The organism is Streptomyces sp. a15, from assembly GCF_059026085.1.
The window spans coordinates 1-25,793 of the sequence record NZ_JBWLKM010000105.1; the positions used below are offsets into that span (position 1 = coordinate 1).

Sequence of the window (25,793 nt, forward strand, 5' to 3'; positions counted from 1 at the left end):
GGGCTCCGCCCCAGACCCCGCTCCTCAAACGCCGGAGGGGCTGATTTTCAGCCCGTCCGGCGTTTGAGGACGAGGCCCTTCGGGCCGAAAGCGGGGGTCTGGGGGCGCAGCCCCCAGTGATGGGACGGGTAGGGGCGGCGGGGGCGAGAAAACCCGGCGGCCCGCCGTCGTCACAGGGCGACGGCCAGCCCTTCCAGCCCCCGGATCACGAAGTTCGGCTTCCGCCGAGGCTCCGCCGCCAGGCCCAGCGTCGGGGCCTTCGCCAGCAGGGCCGTCATCGAGGCCGCCAGCTCGATACGCGCCAGCGGGGCGCCGATGCAGTAGTGGATGCCGGCGCTGAAGGAGATGTGGGGGTTGTCCTTGCGGGCGAGGTCGAGCTGCTCGGGATTCCGGAACACCTCGGGGTCGTGGTTGGCGGAGCCGAAGAGCATCGCGATCTCCGCGCCCCTCGGGATCGTCGTGCCGTCGACCTCGATGTCGTCCAGAACCCAGCGTTCGAAGAGCTGGAGCGGGGTGTCGTAGCGCATGAGCTCCTCGACGGCGGACGGGACCAGGGAGTGGTCCGCACGCAGCGCCGCCAGCTGGTCCGGGTTGCGGAACAGGGCCCACCAGCCGTTGACTGTGGCGTTCACCGTGGCCTCGTGCCCCGCGTTCAGCAGCAGCACACAGGTCGAGATCATCTCCTGCTCGGTCAGCCGGTCGCCCTCGTCGTGGGCCGCGATCAGCCCCGAGATCAGATCCTCGCCCGGCTCCTTGCGACGCTCGGCGATCAGCTGGAGGAGGTAGTCGGAGAACTCCACCGACGCCCGCACCGCCTTGGCCGCCACGTCCTCCGACGGGTTCAGCTCGTACATCCCGCAGATGTCCGCCGACCACGGACGGAGAGGCGCCCGGTCCGACTCCGGGATGCCCAGCATTTCGGCGATCACGGCCACGGGGAGCGGCTCGGCGACATCGGTGAGCAGGTCGCCGCCGCCCTGCCGCACGAGCCCGTCGACCAACTCCCCGGCGAGCTGGGTCACGTAGGGCTTGAGCTGCTCCACCGTGCGCGGCGTGAACGCCTTCGACACCAGACGCCGGATCCGGGTGTGGTCCGGCGGCTCCAGGTCGAGCATCCCGTGGTCGTTGAGCGTGTGGAACGGCTCGTGCTCGGCGGGAGGAGCCGTCCGCCCGAAGTCCTCATGGGTGAACCGGTGCTGATACGTCCGCCCCAGCCTCCGGTCCCGCAGCAGCGCGGACACGTCCGCATGGTGCGACACCAGCCACTGGCCGGTGGGCTCGAAGTACTGCACGCGGCCACGCTCACGCAGCTCGGCATAGGTGGGGTACGGGTCGTCGAGGAACGCCGGGTCCCACGGGTCGAAGGCTGCCATGCACGGACGTTAGACCGTGGCTCCCCTGTCTGACCAGGGGGGACGCCCCTAACGACCGGGTCGGCACCGAGCGTGTTTCTGCTCCATCAGCTTTCGCGGGGTGCAGTAGTCGTCCGCGTGGTGGCCCAGTCGAGCCTCCAGCAGGCCTCAGTGGGCCTGACCGAAGTCGGGGAGCGTGACCGTGCCGTCGTCCGCGAGCGGGAAGCCGGGGTTGTGGGCGACCTCCCAGGCGTGGCCGTCCGGGTCGATGAACGCGCTCGAGTAGAAGCCGATCTCATTGACCGCGGCGGGCTTGGTCACGCTCCCGCCGGCCCGCTCCACAGCGGCGAGCAGTTCGTCGACCTCGGCGTCGGACCGGACGTTGTGCGCCAGCACGATGCCGCCGAACCCGTCCGCCTTCCCGGCCTCCAGCCCACAGTCCGCCGCGAGCTTGTCCCGCCCCCACAGGACCAGTCCCAGGCCCCCCGCCTGGAAGAAGACGGTCTCCTCGACCTCCTGGCCCCGCCAGCCGAGGGCTTCGTAGAAGGCCTTGGACCGGGCGAGATCGGAGACGCCGAGGGTGATCAGAGTGACGCGCTGTTCCATGAGGGGTGGCCCTTCAGGTGGTCGATGAGGGCGGTGAAGGCGGGGGTTGGGAAGGAGAGGGTGGCGCGGAGGGGGGTTTTGGAGTCGCGGATGGCCATGCGGGTGGGGAGGGTGGCGATCTCGACGCAGGTGTCGCCGTCGCCGCCACCGGAGTACGTGGACTTCCGCCAGTTCATCAGAGTTCCTTTGTCAGACGGTGGATGAAGTCCCTCGACGTGTTGGGGTCCAGGGACGCTGCTTGAATCGTAAGGAACAGTGTTCGAAGCTTTTTCAGCTGAGCTTCCGCATCGATGAACGCGACGCCGGTGGGAGCGTCTCGAAGGCCGGTGTCCAGCTGGGGGACCGGACCGCCCGCATACATCATCGAGATTCCGGCACCACCAAAGCCGTCCTGATCGATGGGGATGACGCGTACAGTCGCGTGCCCCTGCTCGATCTGGCCGAGGATCTGCTGGAGTTGAGCGCGGCTGACACTGCGGTCGGACACCCGGACTCGGAGAGCGCACTCATGGATGAGCGTCTCGTACGGGGTCGAGTGGTCGCCCTCGATCACAGCGCGCCGCATCATGCGGTGTTCCACCCGGGGGGTCAGTTCACTCTCGGGCAGCCCAGGGTGCACGTACGCGTAGACCGCGCGGGCGTAGTCGGCGGTCTGAAGCAGCCCTGGAACGTACGTGATCACGACCTCGCGGAGGAACGTCGCGTGGTGCTCGACCTCGGCGGTGTCCTGAAACACCGGGGGCAGCACTCCCCGGTACTCCTCCCACCAGCCCTGCGTGCGGTCGGTCGCCATGGCCACCAGCGCGTCGACCAACGCCTCGTCCGTGCAGTCGTAGTGCGCGGCGAGGCGACGCACCCGCTCCTCACTGACGCCGACGTTGCCCGCCTCCACCTGGCTCATCTGGGCCGAAGTCGAATTCAGTAGCCCAGCCACCTCGCGGGCCTTCAGCCCAGCAGCCTCCCGCAGCCGACGCAGCTCGGTACCCAAGCGCACCTGACGTGTCGTGGGCTGGCTCCTCGGCGCCATACCCCCTCCTCAGCTTGCTGAGTTGCCTCGTTCGAGCGCCAGATTACGACACCCGCTTGCGCGGACAAAAATTTTTGCACTACCGTCAGTATCGCGACGCACACGCTGCGGAAACCCGGGGTACCGGAAGCGCACCGCTCCGCCCTGCCACGGCGGCTGCGGCAATGCCACCGCCCAGCGCCCGCAGCCCCTCCGAAACCCCCACCACCGAACCGGAGTTGCCGCATGCCCGAAAGCGAACCGTGGGAATACTCCCTCCACATCCCCAACGACCCCCGAGCCGTCACCGTCTGCCGCCGCACCCTCCGTCTGATCCTGACTCTGCACGGCCTGATCACCTTGGTCGACACCGCAGAGCTCCTCGCCGCGGAGCTGGTCTCGAACGCCGTACTGCACACGAAGGGCTCGGCCGCACTACGGGTCGGCTGGTCGCCGCCGGGGACGCTGCGGATCGGCGCGTGGGACGCGGACCCCGGACCACCCGAGCCGCCGCGACCGCTGGAGCACCTCACCGACGCCGAGGACGGCCGCGGTCTCGCCCTGATCCGCGCCTGCGCCGACGTGTGGGGCTGGCAGCCGCAGTCCAGGAACGGCAACCGGGGCAAGTACATCTGGTGCGAACTCGGCGCCGCATGAAAAGCCTGTCAAGAATCGCCGCTCGCGGAAGCCTCGGCCGGCCGCGGAATCATCCGGGTACGGTGAGTGCGACACCGCGAAAGGGAGCCGACGCCATGACCAGCCAACCGGCAGAGCCCGGCCAGCCCCATCTCCCCCCCCTGCGCACCATCGGGGAGCTCCGTGCCGCCCTCACCATGGGCTACGGCTTCCCTGGCGACGCAGACGACTTCGAGGCCGAGCTGGCTCGTGAGATCAACCATGCCGATCCCGCGGACCTGTCCGGGGTTGTCCGCCTCGTTGAGGAGTTCCGCGGCCGGGTCGTCGCGCGCCAGGATCCCGGCTTCGACACGGCCGTCGCCGCGGCCGTCGCCGAAATCCGCACGGCTCGGGGAAACGATCGGTGAGCGACGACCAGCAGCCGACCGTAGCCGAGATCACCAGTGAGGCCCGCGCCCGCTGCCTCGCCATCGGCTGCGGGGCACTCGAGGCCGTCGAGGTCCTGCGAGCCGAACTGGAGAAGAACCCGACACTCGGTAGGCGAGCACCGGGTGCCATCGGCGGCATGAAGATCTATACGACGCGCCTCGAAGGCACGGACGTCCGTCCCGCGCTCACCGTCACCTACGTCTACGACGCCCCTCCTCCCGAGCCCGGCCTGATCCGTATCGCCCTCGTGTCACCCGTACGTTTCGCCGGTGGCGACACCAGGTTCTGAGCGCGCGGTTGCCGACGCCGTCCGTCGTAGCGCGGATCGGCGCATGCGAAACAGGCCTCGAACCACCCGACGTCCCGGGCAGGTTGAGGTACCTGCCCGACACGGAGGGCGGCCGGGGCCTCGCTCACGTCACGCCTGCGCCGGCCTCGCTGTGACGGTCGTCAGCAGCTGGAGGCCGTGTCGATGCGGACTCCGGTCACGATCGAGGAGGAGCCGAAGTGGTACGTGCTGTTCGGCGGCAGGCAGTAGTAGTACGTCACCCCGTCGTTGATGTACCGCAGGTAGGCGCGGTCGTCGTTGCGGGTGTTGCGGATGTAGTTGGCACCGCGGCTGGCGGAACCCAAGGTCTGGTAGGAGCTGGTGACGTCCTGGTACGCGGCCGTGTAATCGCCGTTGCTCCAGTCGCTGTCGGTGAGATAGAAGCAGACACGGGGCCAGCCGCATCCGTTGTAGTCGTAGGCCGAGGCGGTCGGCGCCGTGGCCAACGCGCCGGTGGCGAGCGCGGCGGCCGCTGTCGCCACGACCGCCACCCGCTTCGTCATCCTGCTCTTCTCTCGAACACGCACAAGGAATCAACTCCCCGTTCAGTCCTGGTGAGTACGCGCCTGGTCAGGCACACCTGACTGTCTCCCGGCCGCCGGTTCACGGGTACCTGCAACAGTTCAGGTTGCGCGTGCCTACCCCGGCGTCACCAACCGCGCCTCATACGCGAACACCGCCGCCTGCGTCCGGTCCCGCAGGCCCAGCTTCACCAGGATCCGGCTGACGTGGGTCTTGATCGTCGACTCGGCCACCACCAGCCGCTCCGCGATCTCCGCGTTCGACAGGCCCTGGGCGATCAGGACCAGCACCTCCGTCTCCCGGTCGGTCAGATCGCCGTACGCCGCCTGTGCGGACGGCATGAGGCGCGGCGTCTCGGACAGCTTCGAGAACTCGGTGATCAGGCGCTTGGTGACCGTGGGCGCGAGCAGTGCCTCGCCGGATGCCACCACCCTCACGCCGTCGGCGAGTTGGCGGGCCGAGGCGTCCTTGAGGAGGAAGCCGGAGGCTCCTGCCCGCAGCGCCTGGTACACGTACTCGTCGAGGTCGAAGGTGGTGAGGACCAGCACCTTCGCCGTGCCGTCCGCCGCGACGATCTCCCGGGTCGCCTCGATGCCGTTCAGCTCCGGCATGCGGATGTCCATCAGGACCACGTCCGGGGCGAGTTCGCGGACCTTGGCCACCGCCTCGCGGCCGTTGACCGCCTCTCCGACGACCTCGATGTCCGGCATCGCGTTCAGCAGGACCGAGAAGCCCTCGCGGACCATCATCTGGTCGTCCGCGATCAGGACGCGGATCGTGCCCCGACTCAGCCCCTGCGTCATGCGTCGTCCTCACTCACGACGGGCACCGGCAGGAACACCGCCACCTCGTACCCTCCTTCGCCCGTCGCGCCCGCCGTCATCTCGCCGTTCAGCATGGAGACCCGCTCCCGCATGCCGGTGATGCCGTGCCCGGCGCCGGGCGAGGGCTTCACCAGGGCCGGCGCGGGCGGCGGGCCGTTGACTATGCGCAGGCCCAGGCCGCCGAGGACGTACCCGATCTCCACGCGGGCGCCCGCACCGGGTGCGTGCCGCAGCGTGTTGCTCAGTGCCTCCTGCACGATCCGGTACGCCGACAGCTCGACGCCCTGCGGCAGCTCGCGCACCGCTCCGGTCACCGTCTTGTCGACGTCCAGCCCCGCGTTGCGCACGTTGGCCAGCAGCGCGTCCAGGTCGGCGAGGGTCGGCTGCGGGGCGTCCGGGGCCTCGTAGTCCTCGGCCCGGACGACGCCCAGGACCCGGCGCAGCTCGGTGAGGGCCGCGACCGCGTTCTCCCGGATGGTGACGAAGGCCCGCTCCAGCTCCGGCGGCGGGTTCTCCACCCGGTAGGGGGCGGCCTCCGCCTGGATGGCGACGACCGACATGTGGTGCGCGACCACGTCGTGCAGCTCGCGGGCGATCGTCGTGCGCTCCTCCAGCAGGGTGCGCCGGGAGCGCTCGTGCGCGGTCACCGTCTGCTGGGCGGTCACCTCCTGCTTGGCCTCGCGGAGTATGTGCCAGACGGAGACGCAGAGCAGGACGAGTGCGGAGAGGACCAGCATGGGCGCGGTGTTGTCGCCGTAGTAGTGGCCCGAGCCGAAAAGAGTCTCCACCACGGCGCCGTAGGCCGCGGTCAGCGCCCACATCCACGCGGCCGTGCGCGGCCTGGTGCGCAGCGCCACGACCGTCAGCACCGTCAGGTGGCAGGCGAAGGCGCCGGGCAGCCACGGCCAGTCCCCCGACTGGTCGCCGAACGGGAGGGCGAGCGGGGCGGCCGCCATGGACAGCCAGAACGCTCCGACCGGCCGGACGATGGTCAGCAGGATCGGGATCACGGCGAGCGGGCCTAGCAGCAGACCCAGCCCCTGGTCGATGGTGGAGAGGGCCAGTGCGAACAGGGCGGCCGCGGCGATCACGGCGTGCGGCGTCCAGGCCGCGTACTCCCGCAGACGGCCGGGCAGCCGCCGGGTGAGCGGGCCGTCCGTGCGCATGCGCGGGAGCGGACTGTAGGCGAAGGCATCGCGGAACAGGTCCTGTCGCAGCCCGCGCAGGGCGTCCGCGGCAAGCCGGAACTCCGGGCTGCGCGACTTGGCCCCGTCGTCCGGCGGCGTGGTGTGGATCTGGGTCGTCTCGGTCACGTACAGAACGGTAGGCGTGAGCGGGGGCGCGGTCGTCACCAGTGAGGGGGGTCCTTCAGGGTCCGTCTCAGGTACTACGGGTCGGCCGGCCGGTGGTGCAAGGGCCGCCATCCCGTTGGGCTCGGCTCAGTGCCCGGCGGGCCGGACCAGTCCCGACCCGTACGCGCACACCGCCGCCTGCGGCTGCCGGAAGCCGCCCCTCACCACGCCAGCTGCGCGATCTCCTCCGCCACCACCGCGCACGCATCCGCCGCCGGATCGATCAGCGGGAAATGGCCGACGTCCTCCAGCAACGTCAGGCCCACCACCTCCCCCGCCTTCGCCGCCGCGTCCGCGTACGACTCGGCGACCGCCTCCGGGACGTCCACGTCGGTGCGGCCCTGGACGAGCGTCGTCGCGATACCCGTGGGAAGCAGCAGGGCGGGATCCGCGTACGGCTGCCGCTCCGCGAACTCGACCTCACCACCCAGGAGTTGAAGCACCGCACCGCCGCACACGTCCAGCTTCTCCGCGACCGCGAGGTCCGCGATCGGAGCGAGCGCGACGACCCCCCGCAGCGGCGCCGGACGGTCCGTGCGCCAGGGGGCGTCGGCCGGCAGCAGGTGACGGGCAGCGACCCACAGGGCGAGGTGTCCGCCCGCCGAGTGGCCGGTGACCACCATGCGGCGCGGGTCGGCCTGCGGAAGGATCTCGCGGACGAGGGCGGGCAGCGCGTCCAGCGCGGCGGCGACGTCGTCGAAGGTGTCCGGCCACCGGCCCGCGACCGCAGCCGCACCCTCACCACCAGCGCCGCCGCCCCGCCGATACTCCACGCTCGCCACCCCGAACCCCCGACGCGCCAGGTAGTCCGCGAACGGCGAGATGTGCCGACGGTCGTACTGCGCACGCCACGCACCCCCGTGCAGCACGACGACCAGCGGGGCGGGAACCCCCGGTACGACCTCGATGTGCGGGGCGTAGAAGTCGATCACCTGGTCGGGATGATCGCCGTACGCCGCGGTGGCGTCGGGGTCGACCGCGGGGTGCGAGAAGGCCGACTCCTCTTCGGCGGCGGCATGGGCAGCTGCGGCATCGAGTGCTGCGGCGTCGTCCGGCATGCTCCAACCTCTCAGCGATGAAACGGACTTGGCGGGCCGGGATGCAACCCCGCGGAGAGAATTCGCCCGTTGGCGGGACGCTATCAGGCCGATGACGTGCGCGGACACGGGGATGTGACGCTCGGTGAGGGTTAAACGGTTCTGCTGTTTCGTTACGCTTGCGCCGGGGGCCACTCATCAATCCCGCCTGCCCCCCGTACAGGGAACCACAGGGATCAAGGAGGCCGACATGTCCGCCGAACCCGGCACCGTACGCCCCGGCGGCCGCACCGCCCGCGTCCGTACGGCCGTACTGCGGGCGGCGGGGGACGTACTGGCCGAGCAGGGCTTCGACCGGCTGGACCTCGCGGACGTCGCCCGGCGCGCGGAGGTCGGCAAGACGACCGTGTACCGGCGGTGGGGCTCGGTGACCGGCCTGGTCGCCGACCTGCTCGCCGACATGGCCGAGCAGTCGCTGCCGCGTACGCGCACGGGTTCCGTACGGGGCGACCTGCGCGCCAACGCCGCGCTGGTCCGGCGGACCCTCGCCGATCCGCGGCAGGGCGCGCTGTTCCGCGCGGTCATCGCGGCGGCGGCGTGCGACGAGCGGACGGCCCAGGCGCTGCGGCGGTTCTACGAGGTACGGGTGGCGGAGTGGGCGCCCTGCGTGGCGGAGGGCGTGGCCCGGGGCGAGCTGCCGGCCGGCACGGACCCGGCGACGGTCGTACGGGCGGTCTCGGCGCCCCTCTACTACGGCTTCCTCACCACCGGCGTCGCCCCCGGCCACGCCGACGCCAAACGCGCGGCGGACGCGGCGGTCGTGGCGGCGGAGGCCGGTGTGTACGCCGGAGAAGGGTGAGGTCGGGCACTGACGTCATGCGTCGGCCGGCCAGGCATAATGCCGCGACGCCGAGGTTCGAACCGTCCCTCTGAGGGCCCCCGCGGGTACTGCCACGGTCTTGATCTGATCGGTGAGATCGGGACAGGAGCATTCCCGCGTACAACAGCGGGGACAGGGCCCGTCCGTGCTGTTCTCAACGGCGCCGTTCGCGATGACGTGCAACGGCGTCGTTGTTGGCGCAACGCACCGAGCAGTAGGTGCGCCGACCGTTACGGGAGGTGTCGACGAATGCCAGATTGCAGCTGCGGCGTGCGCAACGTCCCAACCGACCAGGCCCTGCGAAGCAGATGACGTAGGCGAGTCCCGACGCGGTGACGGCTCGAATGTGGGCGGCGGCATTCGCGTTGGGGGCGTCGTAGTGCAGGTGGGGTTGTCCGTCGTGCAGCGAGATGTGGGGCCTGCTGGAGGCGTCGGTGAGCAGCGTGTTGACCGCCTGGCACCGCTCATCGACGCTCTGCGGGCCGAAGCAGGCAGCCAGGCGCCGACTCCACGTCCAGATGTCCGCTGCCTGCCGGGTAGTGAGTTCACGGCGCGCTATCCCGCGCTTGGCGAGAAGCGGCTCGAGGTCATCTGGCTGCGGCGGAACACTCAGATTGGCCAGGTCCGCGGCCAGCCGACCTGCTTCCCCGCCGTAATGGTTGAAATACATAAGGCTATTACAGCACCGTATAACGGCACAGAGAAGCCCATCGGACGGCGGCAGACGTGGGTGATCACATGATCGCGCCCTGGCCACCTTGACAGCGGGATTGAGGAAGGGAACGGGCGAGTATGACGGCGCAGGTTCCCGTCCCACCCCATCAGCACGCCACGATGGCATCGGGTCTGATACTGGGACAGGTCATCAGTCTCCAGGTAGGTGCGGCTGTGGCCAAGGACGCCTACGCGATCGTCAGCCCCACGGCACTGGCTGGTATGCGGCTGGCCTTCTCAGCCGTGATTCTCTGGATGCTGGTCCGGCCGCGGCTGCGGGGAATCACCGCCCGGCAGTGGCGGGCGGCGCTTTCACTCGGTCTGGTCCTGGCGGCCATGAACCTGGCGTACTTCCAGGCGATCAGCTACCTACCGATCGGCATAGCGGCCACGTTGGAGCTGCTGGGGCCGCTCGCACTGTCGATCATGCTGTCCCGTCGGCTGAAGCACCTCGCGGCAGTGCTGACGGCGCTTGTCGGCGTACTGCTGCTAGTGCTCTGACCGCGTAGGTTCGCCGGGTTGGTGGTCGGGGCGGTTGGATGTGCGGTGACGTCCGATCCGACCGCTGGAGGCGCGATGGCTGAGCCGGTCCGTGTGCGCAGACTGACCGACCAGGAGGGGCAGAAGCTGCAGCAGATCGTGCGCCGGGGCAGTACCAGCACGGTGCGCTACCGGCGCGCGATGATGCTGCTGGCCTCGGCCGGAGGGAACCGTGTGCCGGTGATCGCCCAGCTGGTGCAGGCCGACGAAGACACCGTCCGGGATGTGATCCACCGGTTCAACGAGATCGGCCTGGCATGCCTGGACCCTCGGTGGGCGGGAGGCCGTCCCCGCCTGCTCAGTCGTGACGATGAGGACTTCGTCATCCAGACGGCCACCACCCGCCCCACCAAACTCGGCCAGCCCTTCACCCGCTGGTCTTTGCGCAAACTCGTCGCCTACCTGCGGAAAGTACCCGGCCGCGTGATCCGTATCGGCCGCGAAGCGTTACGCGGCCTGCTCGCCCGTCGCGGCGTCACCTTCCAGCGCACCAAGACATGGAAGGAATCCCCCGACCCCGACCGCGATGCGAAGCTGGACCGGATTGAGGAGGTCCTGGACCGCTTCCCGGACCGGGTCTTCGCGTTCGACGAGTTCGGCCCGCTCGGGATCCGGCCCACCGCAGGCTCGGGCTGGGCCGAACGGAAACGTCCCGACCGCGTGCCGGCCACCTACCACCGCACCCACGGGGTGCGCTACTTCCACGGGCTGCTACTCGGTCGGCGACGACCGCCTGTGGGGCGTCAACCACCGCAGGAAAGGTGCCACGAACACGCTGGCCGCGCTGAAGTCGATCCGCGCCGCCCGGCCCGACGGCGCACCGATCTACGTGATCATGGACAACCTCTCCGCCCACAAGGGCGTCGACATCCGCCGCTGGGCGAAGAAGAACAAGGTCGAGTTGTGTTTCACCCCGACCTACGCATCGTGGGCGAACCCGATCGAGGCGCACTTCGGACCGCTGCGGCAGTTCACCATCGCCAACTCCAACAACCCCAACCACGTCGTGCAGACCCGAGCCCTGCACGCCTACCTGCGCTGGCGCAACGCCAACGCACGCCACCCCGACGTGCTCGCCGCTCAGCGCCGAGAACGCGCCCGCATCCGCAGCGAGAAAGGCATCCGCTGGGGCGGACGCCCCCTCGCACCAGCAGCCTGACCAAACCCGTGACGCGGCAGGCGCGGCAAGCTGTCTCTCAGCCTTCCCGAGGTTCGACTGGGCCAGCTGTCCGGGCGCCTGAATCCTTGCGTGCCGAGAGCAGGAACAGGACCGCAGCGGCGGCGGTGAAGCCGAAGCCGACGTTCATGCAGACCACAACCGTCTCGAATGAGGCGTCGGCGATCCGGGGGATGCCGTTGACGAGCATGAGGGCGTAGATGCACAGAATGCCGTAGGCGCGAAGCCGCATCCCGGCCTGTCGCTTGCGCATCCACGGCGGTGTCCACCCCGCCAGTATCGCCACCGGCACCGGCAGCATGAGCGCCGTGGACACTGCCAGAGCTATCCAGTGGTACAGCGGATTGCCGTTCACCCCGCCCCCTTCGTAGGCGATCACCAGCCTACGGAGGGTTGGCGAGGCCCGTCCATGCCGAACACCGCGAGCTTCCGGCGAACCTATCCGGTCAGAGCACTAGAGGTCGCAGACCGGGCCGCCGGGCGCGTTGCGGTAGCTGCCGGGGGTTGCTCCTTCGGGCCGGTGCGGCTGCACCAACCGGCGGCCGTGCCGAGTCCGCGTAGCGGATGGCGGTCTTCGGAGCGACCGGGCACTGCCGACCGGTGGTGAGGCCCCGCTCCCCTCGTCGGGCGAGGAGCGGGGCCGGTGTCACAGCCGTATGCCGTTGACCACCAGTGCCACGTTGATGTTGTCGCGCGTGGCATTGGAGTACGGGCAGACCTGGTGGGCCGTCCTGACCAGCTCGGCCGCCTGCTCGCCGGTGACCGAGGGCAGCGAGATCTGCAGTTCGACGTCGAGCTTGAAGCGGCCGCCGTCGATCGGGATCAGCGAGACCGACGAGTCGATCTCCGCGTCGTCCGCCTTGAGCTTGCCGCGCTGCCCGACCAGGGCGAGTGTCGCACCGAGACAAGCGGCGTACCCGATCGCGAAGAGCTGCTCGGGGTTTGCCCCCTCACCGTCCCCGCCCAGCTCCTTGGGCTGCCGTAGCTCCAGATCCAGTCGTCCGTCTGAGGTGTGTCCGCGGCCGTTCCTGCCTCCGACGACGTGCGCTTCCGCCGTGTACAGCGCCTTGGTCATCCTGAACTCCCTTCGCTTCTACCAGAATAGAAACTTTTCACTTCAAAAATGGGAAGCCAACGGGTTAGGATCGGGAATCTCACGACGACCGGGAGGGAAGATGGCGAGGCTGGAGATCGGCTACCTGCTCCCGACGCGCGACCAGTCCGTTCTGGGTGAGCACGAACCGGGGCGGCTCGTCGTCCAAGCACGGCGGGCAGAGGAGCTGGGGCTGGACTCGGTCTGGGCAGGCGACAGCCCCGTGACCAGACCGCGCGCGGATCCGCTGCTGCTGTTGGCCGCCGTGGCCCAGGCCACCGAACGGGTCGCGCTCGGCACGGCGGTGCTGCTGCCGGCGCTGCGCCATCCGATCCTGCTGGCGCACCAGCTCGCCACCCTCGACCGGCTGTCGAGGGGACGGCTGATCGCGGGCATGGGCGGCGGATTCCCGAACCCGAACACCGAGGCCCACTTCGCGGCGGTCGGCATCCGATTCGCCTGCCGCATTGGCCGCATGGAGGAGTCGATCGACGCCATGCGGCGGCTCTGGTCGGGGGAGGCGGTGTCGTACAAGGGCGAGCACTTCGCCTTCGAGAACGTGCGGCTCGCGCCCCCGCCGTCCCGTCCGGGAGGGCCGCCGATCTGGCTGGCGGGAAGCGGTGGACCGGCGCTGCGGCGCGTGGCTCGCCTCGCCGATGGCTGGCTCCCGTATCCGCCCGAGGCGACGACGTACGCGGAGGAACGCGAGGCCATCGAGCAGGCGTCCACCCGTTCGGTCACCCCCGCCTTGTACGCGACGCTCTGTCTGGACGAGGACCCGGAGAATGCGCGCCGGCGTCTGCGAACGAGCATTGAGCGCTACTACGACGCGCCACTCGAGTTCGTCGCGTCGATCCAGTCCATGTTCGCCGGTACCGCCCGCCAGGCCGCCGACTGGTTGACCGGCTACGCCGCGGCCGGCGCCCGCCACGTGGTGATCCGCCTGGCGACCGATGACCACGACGCCGGCCTGGAGGAGTTCGCCGACCGTGTTCTGCCCCTGCTTCACAAGGAGGATCGCCGGTGATCACGTTCGTTCTCGTCCACGGCGCCTGGCACGGCCCATGGGCCTGGGACCGGGTCGTCCCGCTGCTGCACGCCGCCGGGGCACGCACGCTCACCCCGGACCTCAGCACCGTCGGGAACTACGGGCTCCACGACCACGCCGAGGCGGTCGTCGCCGCTCTCGACACCGTTCCGCAGGACAGCGAGCTCGTGCTGGTCGGGCACAGTTACGCGGGCCTCGTCGTACGGGAGGCTGCCGACGCACGGCCCGATGCCGTCGGCCACATCGTCCTGGTGGACGGATGGGCGGGGTGTGACGGCGCCAGCCTGTTCAGCCTGGCCCCCGACGCCTTCGTCAAGGCGGTCCGTACTGCGGCCGAGACGTTCGGGGACGGATGGCGGATCCCGGCCCCGCCCCCGGCGGCGTTCGGCATCGTCGACACCGACGACGACACCAGCACCGCGGCCTGGCTGGCCGCGCGCATGCTCCCCCAGCCACTGCGCACGTTCACCGAGCCCACGCGCTTGAGCGGGGCCGTCAGCCGGATTCCCGGAACTGCCATCTGCTGCAGGCCGCAGACCTACCCGTTCGACCGGTTCGGCGAGGCCGTCGGGTACCGGACGCTCGCGCTGGACGGCCCGCACGACGTGATGCTGACCGATCCGGAGCCGCTCGCCCGAATGCTCCTGGAAGCACGTTCGTTCAAGAACGAGAAGCGCGAAGTCTAGAGTGGTGAAGTGGAACAGCGAACCTACAACCAGTACTGCGCGACCGCGCACACCCTCGACCTCGTCGGCGAGCGCTGGACGCTGCTGCTGGTCCGCGAGCTGCTGACGGGGCCCAAGCGGTTCGGCGATCTGCAGGCCAGCCTGCGCGGCCTCGGCACCGGACTGCTGGCCGCCCGCCTGAAACATCTGGAACGCGAGGGCCTGGCCCACAAGATCACGCTCCCGCCGCCCGCCCGGACCCCCGCATACGCCCTCACCGAGGCCGGCGAGGAACTCGGCCCGGCGATCCTGGAGCTGGCCCGGTGGGGCCTGAAGTGGGCGATGGGCGAACGGCGTGCGACCGAGACGTTCCATCCGGGCTGGGCCGTGCTCGGCCTGCGGGCCTGCTTCGACGCCGAGGCCGCCGCCAGCCTCCGCGCGGTGTACGAGTTCCGCATCGACGACGAGGTCTTCCACGCGCGGATCGACGACGGGACGATCGAGGCGCTGCACGGACCGGCCCAGCACCCGGACGCGACCATCACGGTCAGCCAGGAGGTGTTCCTCCGCCTGACCGGCCAAGGCCTCACACTCGCCGAGACGATCGAGAGCGGTGCCGCGTCGGCGTCCGGCGACAGCGAGGCTCTGCGCAGGCTGAGGGGCCTGTTCCGCCTGCCGCCCCCGCGTGCCCGGAAAGCCGACCAGACCTCGTCCTAATCACGCCCCGATCCCACCAGAACGACCAGTGGCCCGAGCTCTTTCTCATCCCCGTGGGACGAAACCCCGGCTGACCGCCTCGCCCCTGGGGACAGAGCTGGGAGTCCGGGGCACCGCGAGGCCCTGCGCTGCCTACTCGCCCGGCGCGGCGTCACCTTTCAGCGGACCAAGACCTGGAAGGAGTCCACCGACCCCGAGCGCGACGCCAAGTTGGACCGCATCGAGCACGTCCTGGAGCACTTCCCCAACCGCACCTTCGCGTTCGACGAGTTCGGCCCGCTGGGCATCCGCCCCACCGGTGGGTCTTGCTGGGCCGGGCGGGGCCGCCCCAACCGCGTCCCTGCGACCTACCACCGCAGCCACGGGGTGACTTACTTCCACGGGCTGCTACTCGGTCGGCGACGACACCCTGTGGGGCGTCAACCGTCGCCACAAGGGAGCCGTGAACTCCCTGACCGCGCTGAAGTCGATCCGTGCCGCGCGCCCGGACGGCGCCCCGATCTACGTGATCCTGGACAACCTCTCCGCGCACAAGGGCACCAAGATCCGCGCCTGGGCCCGGAAGAACCGGGTCGAGCTGTGCTTCACCCCGACCAACGCCTCCTGGGCCAACCCCATCGAAGCCCACTTCGGACCGCTGCGGCAGTTCACCCTGGCCAACTCCCACCATCCGAACCACACCGTCCAGACCCGGGCCCTGCACGCCTACCTCCGCTGGCGCAACGCCAACGCCCGCCACCGAGATGTCCTGGCCGCCGAACGCCGCGAACGTGCCCGCGTCCGCAGCGAGAAAGGCATTCGCTGGGGAGGCCGACCGCTTCCGGCAGCGGCTTGATCAGACAGGAACTTCAAATATGGTTTCGAGGCCGTCTTCCTCGTCCCATTGCTCTCCGACCTCCACGAAGCCGAACCCGGAGATCGTGGCCAGGGATGCGGCGTTGTCAGGACTGATCGTCACCCGCACGGTCCTGACTCCGGCTTCGGCAACAGACCGATGTACCAACTCGGCCAGCATCGCCCTGGCGTAGCCCTGACGACGGTAGACGGGGGCCACGGAGTAACCGAGCTCCACCATGCCTGCCTCATCCGGCGGCCCGTGGAACCCGGCATACCCCACGACGGCACCTTCCGGCTCCGCTACCACAGTCTGCGTGAGCCACCCCGTGCAACTCGGGTCCGAGGTGAGCTGATTGACCCGGTACCGCCACACCCACTTTGCCGTGTCGGTGACGAAGTAGTCAGTGAGAGCGACACCTGCTTCGGCGCTGGCTTGAGCCAGATCGTCGTTCAGCAAGGCGGTCATGGCCGTGCTCGATAACTCAACAAATCGTACGACCTTCGGGCTAGTGGGGACTGGGGTCCGGCGCTCGGCTTTGTCTGGCACAGCGCGAATCGTCGTGGAGCGTCCAGCACGTGTCCAACGGTTTTTCGCGGTGGCCGATACATGCCTCGCCCAGATTGAGGCCCCATCCACTCGGCCCTACTCGCGACCCGGTGAACCTTCCCGGTCAGAGCACTAGCGACCCCGGGGGCTTCACTGCCCGCTGCCGGGGTGCTACTGGGCGGCGTAGCCGCGCTGTGCAGGGCCGGGTATGTGCTGCTGAACAAGCAGGTCGGCCGACTGTTCTCGGACTGGACGGGTCTGGCCGTCGCACTGGCCTGCGGCGCTTGCATGGTGACACCGATCGCTGCCGTAACCAGCGGGAGGGATGCCGCCCACCCTGCAGCCCTTGGAACTGGACTGGTGGTGGCCGTGCTGTCTTCCCTGGTCCCGTACGTCCTTGACATGACACTCCTGCGGCGCATCGACACGCGCGCCTTTGGAGTGCTGCTCGCACTGAGTCCCGCCGTAGGAGCGGCAATCGGCTTCCTTCTCCTGCATGAGCAGCTCACGGTTGGCCAGTTGGGCGCCATAGCGCTGGTCGTCCTCGCCGGAACATGGTCGCTGCGTCAGGCAGCGCCTACGGGCGTGCCCACACACCCGCATGGTCATACGAGCGGAGCCAGCGACCAACGTAATGGTTGAAATGCTTTAGAGCGTGACTTCACGCTGACGACATGGCTTCTCACTCCGCGCTCCCGGCTTCAGAAGATGACCTCTGCCCCGTATGCAAGGAGCCGACCACAGTGCAGACGCAGTGGTGGGTACTGCAGTCACGCCACCACACCACCGAAGGTGAGGTCGAGTACTGCGTCGGCGGGTGTGGTTGCCTGGTCATCCTGGTCAACGGCGAGATCATCAAGGCCCTCCACGTCGGCCACCAGCAACCCGCGCCAGCGCACCGTGACGGCAGGGTGCGTCGTAGTAATGGCCGCGAAAACAACGGATATAGCTGACCTGGGACGATGCCGCTCGGAGTGCGGTGTCGTCCGGGGGCAAGCCGTGAGTGCTCCGACTCAGCCTCGTCGGCGGGCTGCCGGATCGCGTGCGGCGAAGTGCCGGGCTACAGCGTCGACGCCGGGGCGGGCGGACCGTCCCAGCAGCGTACGGAGACGTGGCGGGAGCGTGCCGGCAGCATCGGCGTTGAGACGCCGTCTTCCGCGTCGTGCGTCAGGGCACTGTGGCGGAGCCGGTAGAGCATCCAGCCTTCCAGGTCGTCGAAGTCGTCGCGGCTGGCGAGGGGTTGCCCAGCAGCCGGGTGCTCTCCTCGAAGATCTCTTCCGCCCGGCGGTAGGACACCCGCGCGCGGCCGGTCACCAGGCAGGTGTCCTTCCTCGTCGAGACCCGTCGACCAGGTGGCCCTCGGGCACGTCAGGCCCGGCGAGCCGATGCGTTCATCCGCATGAGACACCGAGTGGCAGACAGCGGTTCGGACGAGCGCTCGGCGCCCCGGACGGCCGGTTGGTGGGGTGCCCAGGATGGTCCCTGGGCACCCATGGCTCCACTCCCGCCCCAAGACGGGATACCTCTACGTCAGCACTCTCCGTCCGCCGTCATGATGCCAACGCATTCTTCGAGCGCGGCGTGCAACGACGGTACGAACGCGGCGAGTTCGGTGTCCGACGCCTTGCCCGCTTCCAGTACGGCACCCACGACCGTCAGCAGGACCGCGGCGGCCTTCACGGCGCGCGCGTCGGCCAGTTCCTCAAGGAGACCGCCGGGCCGCGTGACCGCGAACGCCTCCTTGCCGGTGGCCGGGTCGACGCCGATGCGGCGGAGGCGCGACGCACTCATACGGCGACCTCCCACGAGACGTAGTCCTGACCCAGGCTCGCGAGGACCGCCGCGCGGCGCCGCTCCCGCTGAAGGCGCCTGCGGTCGAGCTCGTCACGCTCGCGTTCCCATACGGCGAGATACGGCCGGACCAGGGGCCAGCCATCGGCGGTGATGACGTCCAGGGGTGGAGGCGCGGGCCGGTACTCGGGCACGGGCGTGCAGGAGGTGGCGGGCGATGGGGGTGTGACGGCGCGGTGCACTCCGCGAGGAGGCAGGAAGAAGCTCAGAATCGCGGCCACTAGGCTGCGCATAGGTCGACTCCTACTCAGTCGGCTCAGGCCCCGGTGAGGAAGTAGCCGCTTCCCGCCGGGGCCATTGTGTGTCGGTGACCACAATACCCGTAGATAACCGTGGATAACCACGGATGCATGGAAGGCCATGGTCATCCACGCTGAGGTTCATGGACCTTGATCGCACGCGTCCGCTCTGGCGTCAGATCGCAGCGGAGATCATCCGGCGTATCAAGGACGGCACGTATCCGCCAGGCAACCGCGTGCCGTCCACTTTGGAGATCGCCCAGGAGTTCGGCGTAGTGAACGCGACGGCAGCGAAGGCCATGCGGCATGTGCGGGAAGAGGGCTGGACGCGAGGCGAAGTCGGGCTGGGAACCTTCGTAACGGACTCCCTGCCACCCTCCGCCGAGACCTCCCAGCCCCCCTCATAGCCGAAGCCGCGCCCCCCTCAGTTGCCCGACGTGCCCTTCGCGAAGCCCCTACCCCGCCGTCACATCCCCCAGCACCCGAGCCGCCCGCTCCACGTCCGCGAACCCGACGTACAACGGTGTGAACCCGAAGCGCAGGACGTCGGGGTGGCGGAAGTCGCCGACCACGCCCCGTCCGATCAGCCGCTTCATTACCTCGCCCGCGTCCGCGCACCGCAGCGCCACCTGGCTGCCCCGCTCCTCATGGGCCACCGGCGTCAGCGACTCCACCCGGCCCGGCGGCACGTACTGCGCGACGCACTCCAGGAAGAAGTCCGTCAGGGCGAGGGACTTGGCGCGGACGGTGTCGATCGGGACGCCGTCCCAGACCTCCAGGGCCGCCTCCAGGGCGAGCATGGAGAGGATGTCGGGCGTGCCCACGCGGCCGCGCAGGGCGCCCGGCGCCGGTTCGTAGTCGGGGCGCATGCCGAAGGGTTCGGCGTGGGAGTTCCAGCCGGGCAGCGGGGAGTCGAAGCGGTCCTGGAGCTCGCGGCGGACGTAGAGGTACGCCGGTGAACCCGGGCCGCCGTTCAGGTACTTGTAGGTGCAGCCGACGGCCAGGTCGACGCCGTGCTCGTCGAGCCCGACCGGCAGGGCGCCCGCGCTGTGGCACAGGTCCCAGACGGCGACCGCGCCCGCCGCGTGCACGGCGGCCGTGAGACCGGGCAGGTCGTGCAGCCGGCCGGTGCGGTAGTCGACGTGGTTCAGCAGGACGGCGGCGGTACGGTCGCCCAGCGCCCCGGGCACCTCGGCCGGCGTCACCGGGCGCAGGGTGCAGCCGGTCATCCGGGCCGCCGACTCGGCCATGTACCCGTCCGTGGGGAAGGTCGTCGCGTCGACGACGATCTCGTCGCGAGCGGAGTCGCTGAGCCGAGCCAGCCGCACCGCTCCCACAAGTGCCTTGAACACGTTGACACTTGTCGAGTCCCCGACCACGATCTGCCCGGCCGCCGCCCCCACCAGCGGGGCGATCCGGTCGCCGATCCGCTCGGGCGCGGTCCACCAGCCGCTCTCGTCCCAGGACCGTATGCGCAGCTCGCCCCACTGCCGCCGTACGACGTCCTCGACCCGCCCGGGGACGGCCGCCGGCAGCGCGCCGAGCGAGTTCCCGTCCAGGTAGACCACGTCGTCGAGCACGAACTGCGAGCGCAGTCCGGCCAGTTCGTCACCGGCGTCCAACTCGGAAGCCTTGAAGGAGAGTTCAGACATGGGACCGCGCCGTCCACAGCTCGGGAAACACGTTCTTCTGCGCGCGCTTCTCCAGCCAGGCCACCCCGGCGGAGCCGCCCGTGCCGGTCTTGGCGCCCATCGCGCGCCGGGTGGCGACCAGGTGGTCGTTGCGCCAGCGCCACACCAGCTCGGCGACATCGGTCAGCGCCTCGCCGAGGCGGGCCAGGTCGTCGCTCTCGTCGCCGGAGTAGAGGGCGGTCCACACCTCCTCCACCTCGGGCGACGGCTCGTAGCGGAGCGACACGTCACGGTCCAGGACGGAAGCCGGGATCGCGTGCCCGCGCCGGGCGAGCAGCCGCAGCACCTCGTCGTACAGGCTCGGCTCGTGCAGCGCCTTCTCCAGCTCCCCGTGGACGCGGGGCGCGCCCCGGTGCGGGACCAGCATGGACGCGGACTTCTCGCCGAGCAGGAACTCCATGCGGCGGTACATCGCCGACTGGAAGCCGGAGCCCTCGCCGAGCGCCGAGCGGTACGCGTTGAACTGGGCCGGGGTGAGCTGGCCGAGCGGCTTCCAGGAGGCGTTCAGCGCCTCCAGCTCCCGTACGGAACGCTTCAGCGCGGCGATCGCCACCGGCACCCGGTCCTGGCGAAGGGCCCGCGCGGCGGTCTCCCACTCGTGGACGATGACCGTGAACCACAGCTCCATCACCTGGGTCGTGACCAGGAAGACCATCTCTCCGGGGTCGTCGGAGAGGGTGTGCTGGAGGTGGGTGAGCACGTCCGCCTGTACGTAGTCCTCGTACGGGGTCGTGCCGTTGAAGTCGAGATGCGGAGTCTCGGGCTCCTGGGTTTCGTGAGCCTCTTGGGACATCGCTGTCTCCTGATGTGTACTCCGGGTAGCGGTCCGCCCCTGCCGTTACCGACACGGGGGCCCCGGTCCCCGCCGGGCATCTTCTTCGATGGTCCGCCGAAAAGGCAAGGCCCGCCTGATCGCGCAGGCGGGCCGTACCGAGGAACGTCTCAGCCCAGGGTCTGGGCGGCCGCCGGGGAGGAGTCCTTCAGGAACTGCGAGCAGCGCTCGTACTCCTCCTGCTCGCCGATGGCCTGTGCGGCGCGGGCGAGGCCGTGCAGGGCGCGCAGGAAGCCGCGGTTCGGCTCGTGCTCCCAGGGGACCGGGCCGTGGCCCTTCCAGCCGTTGCGGCGCAGGCTGTCCAGGCCGCGGTGGTAGCCGGTGCGGGCATAGGCGTACGACTCCACGACGCTGCCCCGCTCGAAGGCCTCGTCGGCCAGCTGGGCCCAGGCCAGCGAGGAGGTCGGGTACTTCGCGGCGACGTCCGCGGGCGCGGTGCCGTTCGCGAGCAGCTCGCGGGGCTCCGGGTCGTCGGGGAGGTGGGTCGGGGGCGGTCCCCCGAGGAGGTTTTCGTGAATGGACATGGGCCAAGTCTCCTCCATCCGGCGCGGGACGGAGCGACGCGCGGTGAGGGCAGTCGTGCGGAGAGGACAGTCGTGCGGCTATGCCAGCCGCTTCCGCGCCCGCTCCCCTTCCAGCGGCGGCGCCGTCACGGACCCGTGTGTCCGGCACTCCGGCCTGCGGCAGTCCGCCGGCGGCGTCCGCACCGTCGCGAAGGCGACCGCGGCCCCCACGACCAGCACTCCGGCGCACACCGTCATCGCCCGCCCGAACGCGTCGTCGAAGGCCCCCGGCGACCGGTACGCCTCCTCCCCCATCCCGGCGATCAGCGGCAGCGCCGCCACCGCGATCAGGCCGGCCGCCCGGGCCGCCGCGTTGTTGATGCCGCTGGCCAGCCCGGCCCGCGCGGTGTCCACGGACCCGAGGACCGTCGCCGTCAGCGGTGCGACCAGGGTGACCATCCCCAGCCCGAGGACCAGCAGCGCGGGCAGCACGTCGACGAGGTACGACGCCTCCGGACCGACCCGCAGCATCAGCAGCATCCCGCCGGCACACAGCAGCGGCCCGACGGTGAGCGGGATGCGAGGCCCGATGCGGTCGGCCAGGGCGCCCGAGCGGGCGGAGAACAGCAGCATCAGGGCGGTCGTGGGCAGCAGTGCCGTACCGGCGCCGAGGGCGGAGTAGCCGACGACCACCTGGAGCTGGAGCACGGCCAGGAAGAAGAAGCCGCCGAAGGCCGCGTACACGCACAGCGTGACCAGGTTGACCGCGGTGAACTGGCGGGACGCGAAGATGTCCGTCGGCATCATCGGATCGGCCCGGCGCCGCTCGACGCGTACGAAGACCACGGCGGCGGCCACACCGAGCACGGCGGTGAGCACGACGACGAGGGAACCCGACCGGGCCTCGATCAGCGCATACGTCACCAGCGCGAGCGCCGACGCGCCGAGCACCGCACCCAGCACGTCGAAGCGGGTGTGCGTACGACCTCCCCCACTCTCGGCTGCGCTCGAGCGGGAGATGCCCCCACCCGACTCGGGAACATGCCGTACGGCGATCGGCGCGCACAGCAGCGCGAGCGGCACGTTGAGCAGGAACACCCACCGCCAGCCGGGCCCGTCCACCAGCCAGCCGCCCACGAACGGCCCGACCGCCGCCCCGACCCCGCCGAACCCGGACCACAGGCCGACGGCCCTGCCCCGGTCATCCGGATGGAAGGACGCCTGGATGATGGCGAGCGAACCCGGCGTGAGGAGCGCGCCCCCGACCCCTTGCAGCGCCCTGGCGGCGATGAGGAACTCAGCGTTCGGGGCGATCCCGCACAGCAGGGAGGCGGCGGCGAACCAGAGCACGCCGATCACGAAGACCTTCCGGCGCCCGAACCGGTCCCCGAGCGCACCGCCCAGCAGGATCAGCCCGGCCAGCGTCAGCATGTACGCGTTGATCGTCCACTGGAGGGCGGCGAGGTCCGCGTCGAGGTCGCGGCCGATGCGGGGCAGGGCGACGTTGACGACGGTCGAGTCCAGCAGGGCCATGCTGGATCCGAGGACGGTGGTCAGCAGGATCCACTTGCCTTGCGGCGAGGCCAGCCGGACATCGGGCATGACCCAGGTATACAGCGACCCCGGTGCCGTGGCACCGGGGTCGCCGTAATCGTGATCGGGTACGCGCTACTTGATCTTCGTGCCGCTGGAGCGCAGGTGTCCGCAGGCCTCGACGACGCGCGCGGCCATGCCGGCCTCGGCGAGCTTGCCCCAGGTGCGCGGGTCGTAGGTCTTCTTGGAGCCGACCTCGCCGTCGACCTTCAGGACGCCGTCGTAGTTGCGGAACATGTGGTCGACGACCGGGCGCGTGAAGTGGTACTGCGTGTCGGTGTCGATGTTCATCTTGACGACGCCGTTCTCCAGCGCGGTCGCGATCTCCTCCGCGGTGGAGCCGGAGCCGCCGTGGAAGACGAAGTCGAACGGCTGCGAGCCGGCCGGCTTGCCGTACTTGGCGGCGATGCCCTCGTTCAGCTCCTTGAGCAGGTCGGGACGCAGAACCACGTTGCCCGGCTTGTACACGCCGTGCACGTTGCCGAAGGACGCGGCCAGCAGGTAGCGGCCCTTCTCGCCGAGACCGAGGGCCTCGACGGTACGAACGGCGTCGTCGACCGTCGTGTACAGGGAGTCGTTGATCTCGTGCGAGACGCCGTCCTCCTCACCGCCGGTCGGGGTGATCTCCACCTCGAGGATGATCCTGGCGGCGCGGGCGCGCTCCAGGAGCTCCTGGGCGATGGACAGGTTGTCGGCGAGGGTCTCGGCGGAGCCGTCCCACATGTGGGACTGGAACAGCGGGTTCTGCCCGGCCTTGACCCGCTCCTCGGACACGGCCAGCAGCGGGCGTACGTACCCGTCGAGCTTGTCCTTCGGGCAGTGGTCCGTGTGCAGGGCGACCGTGATGTCGTACTTCTTGGCGACGATGTGCGCGAACTCGGCCAGGGCGACCGCACCGGTCACCATGTCCTTGCTGTGCTGACCGCCCAGGAACTCGGCGCCACCCGTCGAGATCTGGATGATGCCGTCGCTCTCCGCCTCCGCGAAGCCGCGCAGGGCCGCGTGCAGGGTCTGGGAGGAGGTCACGTTGATGGCCGGGTAGGCGAACTTGCCTGCCTTCGCCCGGTCGAGCATCTCGTTGTAGACCTCGGGGGTTGCGATGGGCATCTGTCCGCTCCTTGGTATGCGGGTTGGCGTTCTGCTACTACGGCCCTGACCTAGACCTTGAGGGTGACGTCATCGTCGGCCCCATCTTTCCAGACTTGGGCGGATGGTCCATCCTGCGGTCAGTCCAGACCCAGCTCGTCCTTCGAGTACGCGAAGAGGTACGGGACACCCGCGCCCTGCTCGATCTTCTCCGCGGCCCCGGTCGCCCGGTCGACGATCGTCGCCACGGCGACGACCTCGGCACCGGCCTCGCGCACCGCCTCCACGGCGGCCAGCGGGGAACCGCCGGTGGTGGAGGTGTCCTCGACGACCAGCACCCGGCGGCCCGCGATCTCCGGGCCCTCGACCCGCCGCTGCAGCCCGTGCGCCTTGGCGGCCTTCCGTACGACGAAGGCGTCGAGCTTCCTCCCGCGAGCGGCCGCCGCGTGCAGCATCGACGCGGCCACGGGGTCGGCGCCCATGGTCAGCCCGCCCACCGCGTCGAACTCCAGGTCGGCGGTCAGGTCGAGCAGCACCTGCCCTACCAGCGGAGCGGCCTCCCCGTCGAGGGTGATGCGCCGCAGGTCGACGTAGTAGTCGGCCTCAAGACCCGACGACAGGGTCACCTTGCCGTGCACCACGGCCTTGTCCTTGATCTGCTGCAGCAGCTCGCCGCGTACGTCTGTCATGCCTGTCAGCTTAGAGGCGGCGCCAGGTCCAGGTGGTGGCGGCTTCGAGCGGCTCCAACGGCGTGACCAGGCGCGGCAGCGTGTTCAGCCCGTTGGGCGGCCCGGTCTGCGGCTCCACGCACACGGCCGCCTCCTGCTCGTCGTACACGACGACCCACTCCTCGCGACTGGCCACCTTCAGCTCCAGCTGCCCCGGCCAGGTGAGCGTGACGTCGACACCGCCGGGCATGCCGAAGCAGTCGTCCCAGGGGCCGGGCTTCGGGTCGAGCCGGTTGCCGGTCGGCAGATGGTCCTCGCCGCGCTCCTCCTGCCAGGCGGGGCTGAAGTCCAGCTGCGCGTCCTCCTGTCCCAGGTTCCGGTTGAACCAGGGGTGCCAGCCGATCTGGGCCGGGAAGGACGAGTCGTACGTCTCCACGGACATGGTCAGCGTCAGGGCGTCCTCGGCCAGGGCGACGACCTGGGTGACGCGGCCCCGGTAGGGCCACGGCTCGACCAGGTCGTACGTGATGACCGCCTCGTCCCCGGTGACGCGGGCCGTGCGCCAGACGCCGTCGCGCACGGTGCCGTGGATGGCGTGCGGCGGGTTGTTCAGCGGCATCTGATGGACGGCCGCCCCGTCCCGGAACCGGCCGTCCCTGATCCGGCCGCACCAGGGAACCATCGGGAAGCAGCCGAACCGCTCACCCTGCCGCAGGAGTTCGACCCCACCGACGCGGAGCCCTCCCACCCGGCCACCGTTCCCCGGCTGCACGATCACTTCCGCGTCACCCGCGGTCAGCCTGATGTCTTCACTACTCACGTGACGACCCTACTGGGCTGATCAAGAGGGCGTGCGGGGACGGCCACCGCCGCCACGGGCACCACACGCAGCGGGCCGCATAGGTGTCCGGCAGCGGACCGCCGCAACCACCGCAGCCGCGGACCGCCGTAGCTGCGGGCAGTCGTGCCGCTGGGGCGGCTCCCGACCCAAAGAGGCGCGGCACCCCGCAAGCGCCGGGC

General features: G+C 70.0%; 32 protein-coding genes and 2 pseudogenes. 13 read left to right on the forward strand and 21 right to left on the reverse strand.

The window, feature by feature from the left end; translation table 11 throughout:
• Positions 1–170: 170 nt before the first annotated feature.
• The 4 genes from AC5P09_RS46030 to AC5P09_RS46045 all read right to left on the reverse strand — a co-directional run bounded on the left by AC5P09_RS46030 (position 171) and on the right by AC5P09_RS46045 (position 2,985).
• On the reverse strand, positions 171–1,373 hold the full coding sequence (locus AC5P09_RS46030) for a cytochrome P450 (protein ID WP_493879650.1): 1,203 nt from the start codon (positions 1,371–1,373) through the stop codon (positions 171–173).
• Between the two features lie 147 nt (positions 1,374–1,520).
• Positions 1,521–1,958, reverse strand: coding sequence for a VOC family protein (locus AC5P09_RS46035; protein ID WP_493879651.1), 438 nt, complete (start codon positions 1,956–1,958; stop codon positions 1,521–1,523).
• Positions 1,937–2,134 (reverse strand): DUF397 domain-containing protein, encoded by a 198-nt coding sequence (locus tag AC5P09_RS46040; protein WP_493879652.1) that lies wholly within the window; start codon positions 2,132–2,134, stop codon positions 1,937–1,939. The genes AC5P09_RS46035 and AC5P09_RS46040 overlap by 22 nt, the downstream gene beginning before the upstream one ends.
• The gene (locus AC5P09_RS46045; protein WP_493879653.1) at positions 2,134–2,985 is read right to left on the reverse strand and encodes a helix-turn-helix domain-containing protein; all 852 of its coding nucleotides are present in this window, start codon (positions 2,983–2,985) and stop codon (positions 2,134–2,136) included. Before AC5P09_RS46045 ends, AC5P09_RS46040 begins: the two co-directional genes overlap by 1 nt.
• Before the next feature lie 225 nt (positions 2,986–3,210).
• Here AC5P09_RS46045 and AC5P09_RS46050 point away from each other — a divergent pair, with 225 nt between their 5' ends.
• The 3 genes from AC5P09_RS46050 to AC5P09_RS46060 all read left to right on the forward strand — a co-directional run bounded on the left by AC5P09_RS46050 (position 3,211) and on the right by AC5P09_RS46060 (position 4,318).
• Positions 3,211–3,621, forward strand: a complete 411-nt coding sequence (locus AC5P09_RS46050) for an ATP-binding protein (RefSeq protein WP_493879654.1) — start codon at positions 3,211–3,213, stop codon at positions 3,619–3,621.
• A 95-nt stretch (positions 3,622–3,716) separates the two neighbouring features.
• Entirely contained in the window at positions 3,717–4,007 is a 291-nt protein-coding gene (locus tag AC5P09_RS46055; RefSeq protein WP_493879655.1) for a hypothetical protein, read from the forward strand.
• The gene (locus AC5P09_RS46060) at positions 4,004–4,318 is read left to right on the forward strand and encodes a hypothetical protein (protein ID WP_493879656.1); all 315 of its coding nucleotides are present in this window, start codon (positions 4,004–4,006) and stop codon (positions 4,316–4,318) included. The genes AC5P09_RS46055 and AC5P09_RS46060 overlap by 4 nt, the downstream gene beginning before the upstream one ends.
• 161 nt (positions 4,319–4,479) lie before the next feature.
• On the opposite strand, the gene AC5P09_RS46065 is transcribed toward AC5P09_RS46060, so the two are convergent.
• From AC5P09_RS46065 to AC5P09_RS46080, 4 genes are all read right to left on the reverse strand, one after another.
• Complete coding sequence (locus AC5P09_RS46065; RefSeq protein WP_493879657.1) at positions 4,480–4,860, reverse strand: hypothetical protein; 381 nt, start codon at positions 4,858–4,860, stop codon at positions 4,480–4,482.
• 135 nt (positions 4,861–4,995) lie between these two features.
• Positions 4,996–5,682: a response regulator gene (locus AC5P09_RS46070; protein WP_493879658.1), complete on the reverse strand. Its 687-nt coding sequence runs from the start codon at positions 5,680–5,682 to the stop codon at positions 4,996–4,998.
• Positions 5,679–7,016, reverse strand: a complete 1,338-nt coding sequence (locus AC5P09_RS46075) for a sensor histidine kinase (RefSeq protein ID WP_493879659.1) — start codon at positions 7,014–7,016, stop codon at positions 5,679–5,681. Before AC5P09_RS46075 ends, AC5P09_RS46070 begins: the two co-directional genes overlap by 4 nt.
• 200 nt (positions 7,017–7,216) lie before the next feature.
• Complete coding sequence (locus AC5P09_RS46080) at positions 7,217–8,113, reverse strand: alpha/beta hydrolase (RefSeq protein WP_493879660.1); 897 nt, start codon at positions 8,111–8,113, stop codon at positions 7,217–7,219.
• A gap of 229 nt (positions 8,114–8,342) precedes the next feature.
• On the opposite strand from AC5P09_RS46080, the gene AC5P09_RS46085 reads away from it, so the two are divergent.
• Complete coding sequence (locus AC5P09_RS46085; RefSeq protein WP_493879661.1) at positions 8,343–8,951, forward strand: TetR/AcrR family transcriptional regulator; 609 nt, start codon at positions 8,343–8,345, stop codon at positions 8,949–8,951.
• 175 nt (positions 8,952–9,126) lie between these two features.
• On the opposite strand, the gene AC5P09_RS46090 is transcribed toward AC5P09_RS46085, so the two are convergent.
• Positions 9,127–9,642: a CGNR zinc finger domain-containing protein gene (locus AC5P09_RS46090; protein ID WP_493879662.1), complete on the reverse strand. Its 516-nt coding sequence runs from the start codon at positions 9,640–9,642 to the stop codon at positions 9,127–9,129.
• A gap of 218 nt (positions 9,643–9,860) precedes the next feature.
• On the opposite strand from AC5P09_RS46090, the gene AC5P09_RS46095 reads away from it, so the two are divergent.
• On the forward strand, positions 9,861–10,187 hold the full coding sequence (locus tag AC5P09_RS46095) for a hypothetical protein (protein ID WP_493879663.1): 327 nt from the start codon (positions 9,861–9,863) through the stop codon (positions 10,185–10,187).
• Between the two features lie 75 nt (positions 10,188–10,262).
• Positions 10,263–11,385: pseudogene (locus AC5P09_RS46100) on the forward strand (IS630 family transposase).
• 37 nt (positions 11,386–11,422) lie between these two features.
• Here AC5P09_RS46100 and AC5P09_RS46105 read toward each other — a convergent pair.
• Complete coding sequence (locus tag AC5P09_RS46105; RefSeq protein WP_493879664.1) at positions 11,423–11,782, reverse strand: hypothetical protein; 360 nt, start codon at positions 11,780–11,782, stop codon at positions 11,423–11,425.
• Positions 11,783–12,049: 267 nt separating this feature from the next.
• Positions 12,050–12,478: an organic hydroperoxide resistance protein gene (locus tag AC5P09_RS46110; protein ID WP_493879665.1), complete on the reverse strand. Its 429-nt coding sequence runs from the start codon at positions 12,476–12,478 to the stop codon at positions 12,050–12,052.
• Positions 12,479–12,578: 100 nt separating this feature from the next.
• Between AC5P09_RS46110 and AC5P09_RS46115 the strand changes: the two genes are divergently transcribed.
• From AC5P09_RS46115 to AC5P09_RS46130, 4 genes and pseudogenes are all read left to right on the forward strand, one after another.
• Positions 12,579–13,523: an LLM class flavin-dependent oxidoreductase gene (locus AC5P09_RS46115; RefSeq protein WP_493879666.1), complete on the forward strand. Its 945-nt coding sequence runs from the start codon at positions 12,579–12,581 to the stop codon at positions 13,521–13,523.
• The gene (locus AC5P09_RS46120) at positions 13,520–14,230 is read left to right on the forward strand and encodes an alpha/beta fold hydrolase (RefSeq protein ID WP_493879667.1); all 711 of its coding nucleotides are present in this window, start codon (positions 13,520–13,522) and stop codon (positions 14,228–14,230) included. Before AC5P09_RS46115 ends, AC5P09_RS46120 begins: the two co-directional genes overlap by 4 nt.
• 9 nt (positions 14,231–14,239) lie before the next feature.
• On the forward strand, positions 14,240–14,926 hold the full coding sequence (locus tag AC5P09_RS46125; RefSeq protein WP_493879668.1) for a winged helix-turn-helix transcriptional regulator: 687 nt from the start codon (positions 14,240–14,242) through the stop codon (positions 14,924–14,926).
• A gap of 114 nt (positions 14,927–15,040) precedes the next feature.
• Positions 15,041–15,761, forward strand: a pseudogene (locus AC5P09_RS46130) (IS630 family transposase); the annotation flags it as partial.
• Here AC5P09_RS46130 and AC5P09_RS46135 read toward each other — a convergent pair.
• A complete protein-coding gene (locus AC5P09_RS46135) occupies positions 15,762–16,229 on the reverse strand; it encodes a GNAT family N-acetyltransferase (protein ID WP_493879669.1) in 468 nt (155 codons plus the stop codon). It lies immediately after the preceding pseudogene.
• A gap of 249 nt (positions 16,230–16,478) precedes the next feature.
• Between AC5P09_RS46135 and AC5P09_RS46140 the strand changes: the two genes are divergently transcribed.
• Together AC5P09_RS46140 and AC5P09_RS46145 are read left to right on the forward strand one after the other, a co-directional pair.
• Positions 16,479–16,952: an EamA family transporter gene (locus tag AC5P09_RS46140; protein WP_493879670.1), complete on the forward strand. Its 474-nt coding sequence runs from the start codon at positions 16,479–16,481 to the stop codon at positions 16,950–16,952.
• A 101-nt stretch (positions 16,953–17,053) separates the two neighbouring features.
• Positions 17,054–17,263, forward strand: coding sequence for a hypothetical protein (locus AC5P09_RS46145; protein ID WP_493879671.1), 210 nt, complete (start codon positions 17,054–17,056; stop codon positions 17,261–17,263).
• 577 nt (positions 17,264–17,840) lie between these two features.
• Here the strand turns inward: AC5P09_RS46145 and AC5P09_RS46150 are convergent.
• Both AC5P09_RS46150 and AC5P09_RS46155 read right to left on the reverse strand, forming a co-directional pair.
• The gene (locus AC5P09_RS46150) at positions 17,841–18,101 is read right to left on the reverse strand and encodes a hypothetical protein (protein WP_493879672.1); all 261 of its coding nucleotides are present in this window, start codon (positions 18,099–18,101) and stop codon (positions 17,841–17,843) included.
• Positions 18,098–18,394, reverse strand: coding sequence for a hypothetical protein (locus AC5P09_RS46155; RefSeq protein WP_493879673.1), 297 nt, complete (start codon positions 18,392–18,394; stop codon positions 18,098–18,100). The genes AC5P09_RS46150 and AC5P09_RS46155 overlap by 4 nt, the downstream gene beginning before the upstream one ends.
• A 149-nt stretch (positions 18,395–18,543) precedes the next feature.
• On the opposite strand from AC5P09_RS46155, the gene AC5P09_RS46160 reads away from it, so the two are divergent.
• A complete protein-coding gene (locus AC5P09_RS46160; protein WP_493879674.1) occupies positions 18,544–18,807 on the forward strand; it encodes a GntR family transcriptional regulator in 264 nt (87 codons plus the stop codon).
• Between the two features lie 48 nt (positions 18,808–18,855).
• Here AC5P09_RS46160 and kynU read toward each other — a convergent pair whose 3' ends face one another.
• The 7 genes from kynU to AC5P09_RS46195 all read right to left on the reverse strand — a co-directional run bounded on the left by kynU (position 18,856) and on the right by AC5P09_RS46195 (position 25,593).
• Positions 18,856–20,052, reverse strand: a complete 1,197-nt coding sequence (gene kynU, locus AC5P09_RS46165; RefSeq protein ID WP_493879675.1) for a kynureninase — start codon at positions 20,050–20,052, stop codon at positions 18,856–18,858.
• On the reverse strand, positions 20,045–20,884 hold the full coding sequence (locus AC5P09_RS46170; protein ID WP_493879676.1) for a tryptophan 2,3-dioxygenase family protein: 840 nt from the start codon (positions 20,882–20,884) through the stop codon (positions 20,045–20,047). Before AC5P09_RS46170 ends, kynU begins: the two co-directional genes overlap by 8 nt.
• 149 nt (positions 20,885–21,033) lie before the next feature.
• Positions 21,034–21,447, reverse strand: coding sequence for a DUF3151 domain-containing protein (locus tag AC5P09_RS46175; protein WP_266436220.1), 414 nt, complete (start codon positions 21,445–21,447; stop codon positions 21,034–21,036).
• A gap of 78 nt (positions 21,448–21,525) precedes the next feature.
• The gene (locus tag AC5P09_RS46180) at positions 21,526–23,028 is read right to left on the reverse strand and encodes an MFS transporter (protein ID WP_493879677.1); all 1,503 of its coding nucleotides are present in this window, start codon (positions 23,026–23,028) and stop codon (positions 21,526–21,528) included.
• A gap of 66 nt (positions 23,029–23,094) precedes the next feature.
• Complete coding sequence (gene fbaA, locus AC5P09_RS46185; RefSeq protein ID WP_493879678.1) at positions 23,095–24,126, reverse strand: class II fructose-bisphosphate aldolase; 1,032 nt, start codon at positions 24,124–24,126, stop codon at positions 23,095–23,097.
• 119 nt (positions 24,127–24,245) lie between these two features.
• The gene (pyrE, locus tag AC5P09_RS46190) at positions 24,246–24,794 is read right to left on the reverse strand and encodes an orotate phosphoribosyltransferase (RefSeq protein ID WP_493879679.1); all 549 of its coding nucleotides are present in this window, start codon (positions 24,792–24,794) and stop codon (positions 24,246–24,248) included.
• A gap of 10 nt (positions 24,795–24,804) precedes the next feature.
• Complete coding sequence (locus AC5P09_RS46195; RefSeq protein ID WP_493879680.1) at positions 24,805–25,593, reverse strand: aldose epimerase family protein; 789 nt, start codon at positions 25,591–25,593, stop codon at positions 24,805–24,807.
• Positions 25,594–25,793: the final 200 nt, after the last annotated feature.

Bases quoted from the DNA above. Each gene is read 5' to 3' on its own strand.
- AC5P09_RS46030 (WP_493879650.1), bottom strand. From the start codon at position 1,373: ATGGCAGCCTTCGACCCGTGGGACCCGGCGTTCCTCGACGACCCGTAC.
- AC5P09_RS46035 (WP_493879651.1), bottom strand. From the start codon at position 1,958: ATGGAACAGCGCGTCACTCTGATCACCCTCGGCGTCTCCGATCTCGCC.
- AC5P09_RS46040 (WP_493879652.1), bottom strand. From the start codon at position 2,134: ATGAACTGGCGGAAGTCCACGTACTCCGGTGGCGGCGACGGCGACACC.
- AC5P09_RS46045 (WP_493879653.1), bottom strand. From the start codon at position 2,985: ATGGCGCCGAGGAGCCAGCCCACGACACGTCAGGTGCGCTTGGGTACC.
- AC5P09_RS46050 (WP_493879654.1), top strand. From the start codon at position 3,211: ATGCCCGAAAGCGAACCGTGGGAATACTCCCTCCACATCCCCAACGAC.
- AC5P09_RS46055 (WP_493879655.1), top strand. From the start codon at position 3,717: ATGACCAGCCAACCGGCAGAGCCCGGCCAGCCCCATCTCCCCCCCCTG.
- AC5P09_RS46065 (WP_493879657.1), bottom strand. From the start codon at position 4,860: ATGACGAAGCGGGTGGCGGTCGTGGCGACAGCGGCCGCCGCGCTCGCC.
- AC5P09_RS46070 (WP_493879658.1), bottom strand. From the start codon at position 5,682: ATGACGCAGGGGCTGAGTCGGGGCACGATCCGCGTCCTGATCGCGGAC.
- AC5P09_RS46080 (WP_493879660.1), bottom strand. From the start codon at position 8,113: ATGCCGGACGACGCCGCAGCACTCGATGCCGCAGCTGCCCATGCCGCC.
- AC5P09_RS46085 (WP_493879661.1), top strand. From the start codon at position 8,343: ATGTCCGCCGAACCCGGCACCGTACGCCCCGGCGGCCGCACCGCCCGC.
- AC5P09_RS46090 (WP_493879662.1), bottom strand. From the start codon at position 9,642: ATGTATTTCAACCATTACGGCGGGGAAGCAGGTCGGCTGGCCGCGGAC.
- AC5P09_RS46110 (WP_493879665.1), bottom strand. From the start codon at position 12,478: ATGACCAAGGCGCTGTACACGGCGGAAGCGCACGTCGTCGGAGGCAGG.
- AC5P09_RS46115 (WP_493879666.1), top strand. From the start codon at position 12,579: ATGGCGAGGCTGGAGATCGGCTACCTGCTCCCGACGCGCGACCAGTCC.
- AC5P09_RS46135 (WP_493879669.1), bottom strand. From the start codon at position 16,229: ATGACCGCCTTGCTGAACGACGATCTGGCTCAAGCCAGCGCCGAAGCA.
- AC5P09_RS46150 (WP_493879672.1), bottom strand. From the start codon at position 18,101: ATGAGTGCGTCGCGCCTCCGCCGCATCGGCGTCGACCCGGCCACCGGC.
- AC5P09_RS46155 (WP_493879673.1), bottom strand. From the start codon at position 18,394: ATGCGCAGCCTAGTGGCCGCGATTCTGAGCTTCTTCCTGCCTCCTCGC.
- AC5P09_RS46160 (WP_493879674.1), top strand. From the start codon at position 18,544: ATGGACCTTGATCGCACGCGTCCGCTCTGGCGTCAGATCGCAGCGGAG.
- kynU (WP_493879675.1), bottom strand. From the start codon at position 20,052: ATGTCTGAACTCTCCTTCAAGGCTTCCGAGTTGGACGCCGGTGACGAA.
- AC5P09_RS46170 (WP_493879676.1), bottom strand. From the start codon at position 20,884: ATGTCCCAAGAGGCTCACGAAACCCAGGAGCCCGAGACTCCGCATCTC.
- AC5P09_RS46175 (WP_266436220.1), bottom strand. From the start codon at position 21,447: ATGTCCATTCACGAAAACCTCCTCGGGGGACCGCCCCCGACCCACCTC.
- AC5P09_RS46180 (WP_493879677.1), bottom strand. From the start codon at position 23,028: ATGCCCGATGTCCGGCTGGCCTCGCCGCAAGGCAAGTGGATCCTGCTG.
- fbaA (WP_493879678.1), bottom strand. From the start codon at position 24,126: ATGCCCATCGCAACCCCCGAGGTCTACAACGAGATGCTCGACCGGGCG.
- pyrE (WP_493879679.1), bottom strand. From the start codon at position 24,794: ATGACAGACGTACGCGGCGAGCTGCTGCAGCAGATCAAGGACAAGGCC.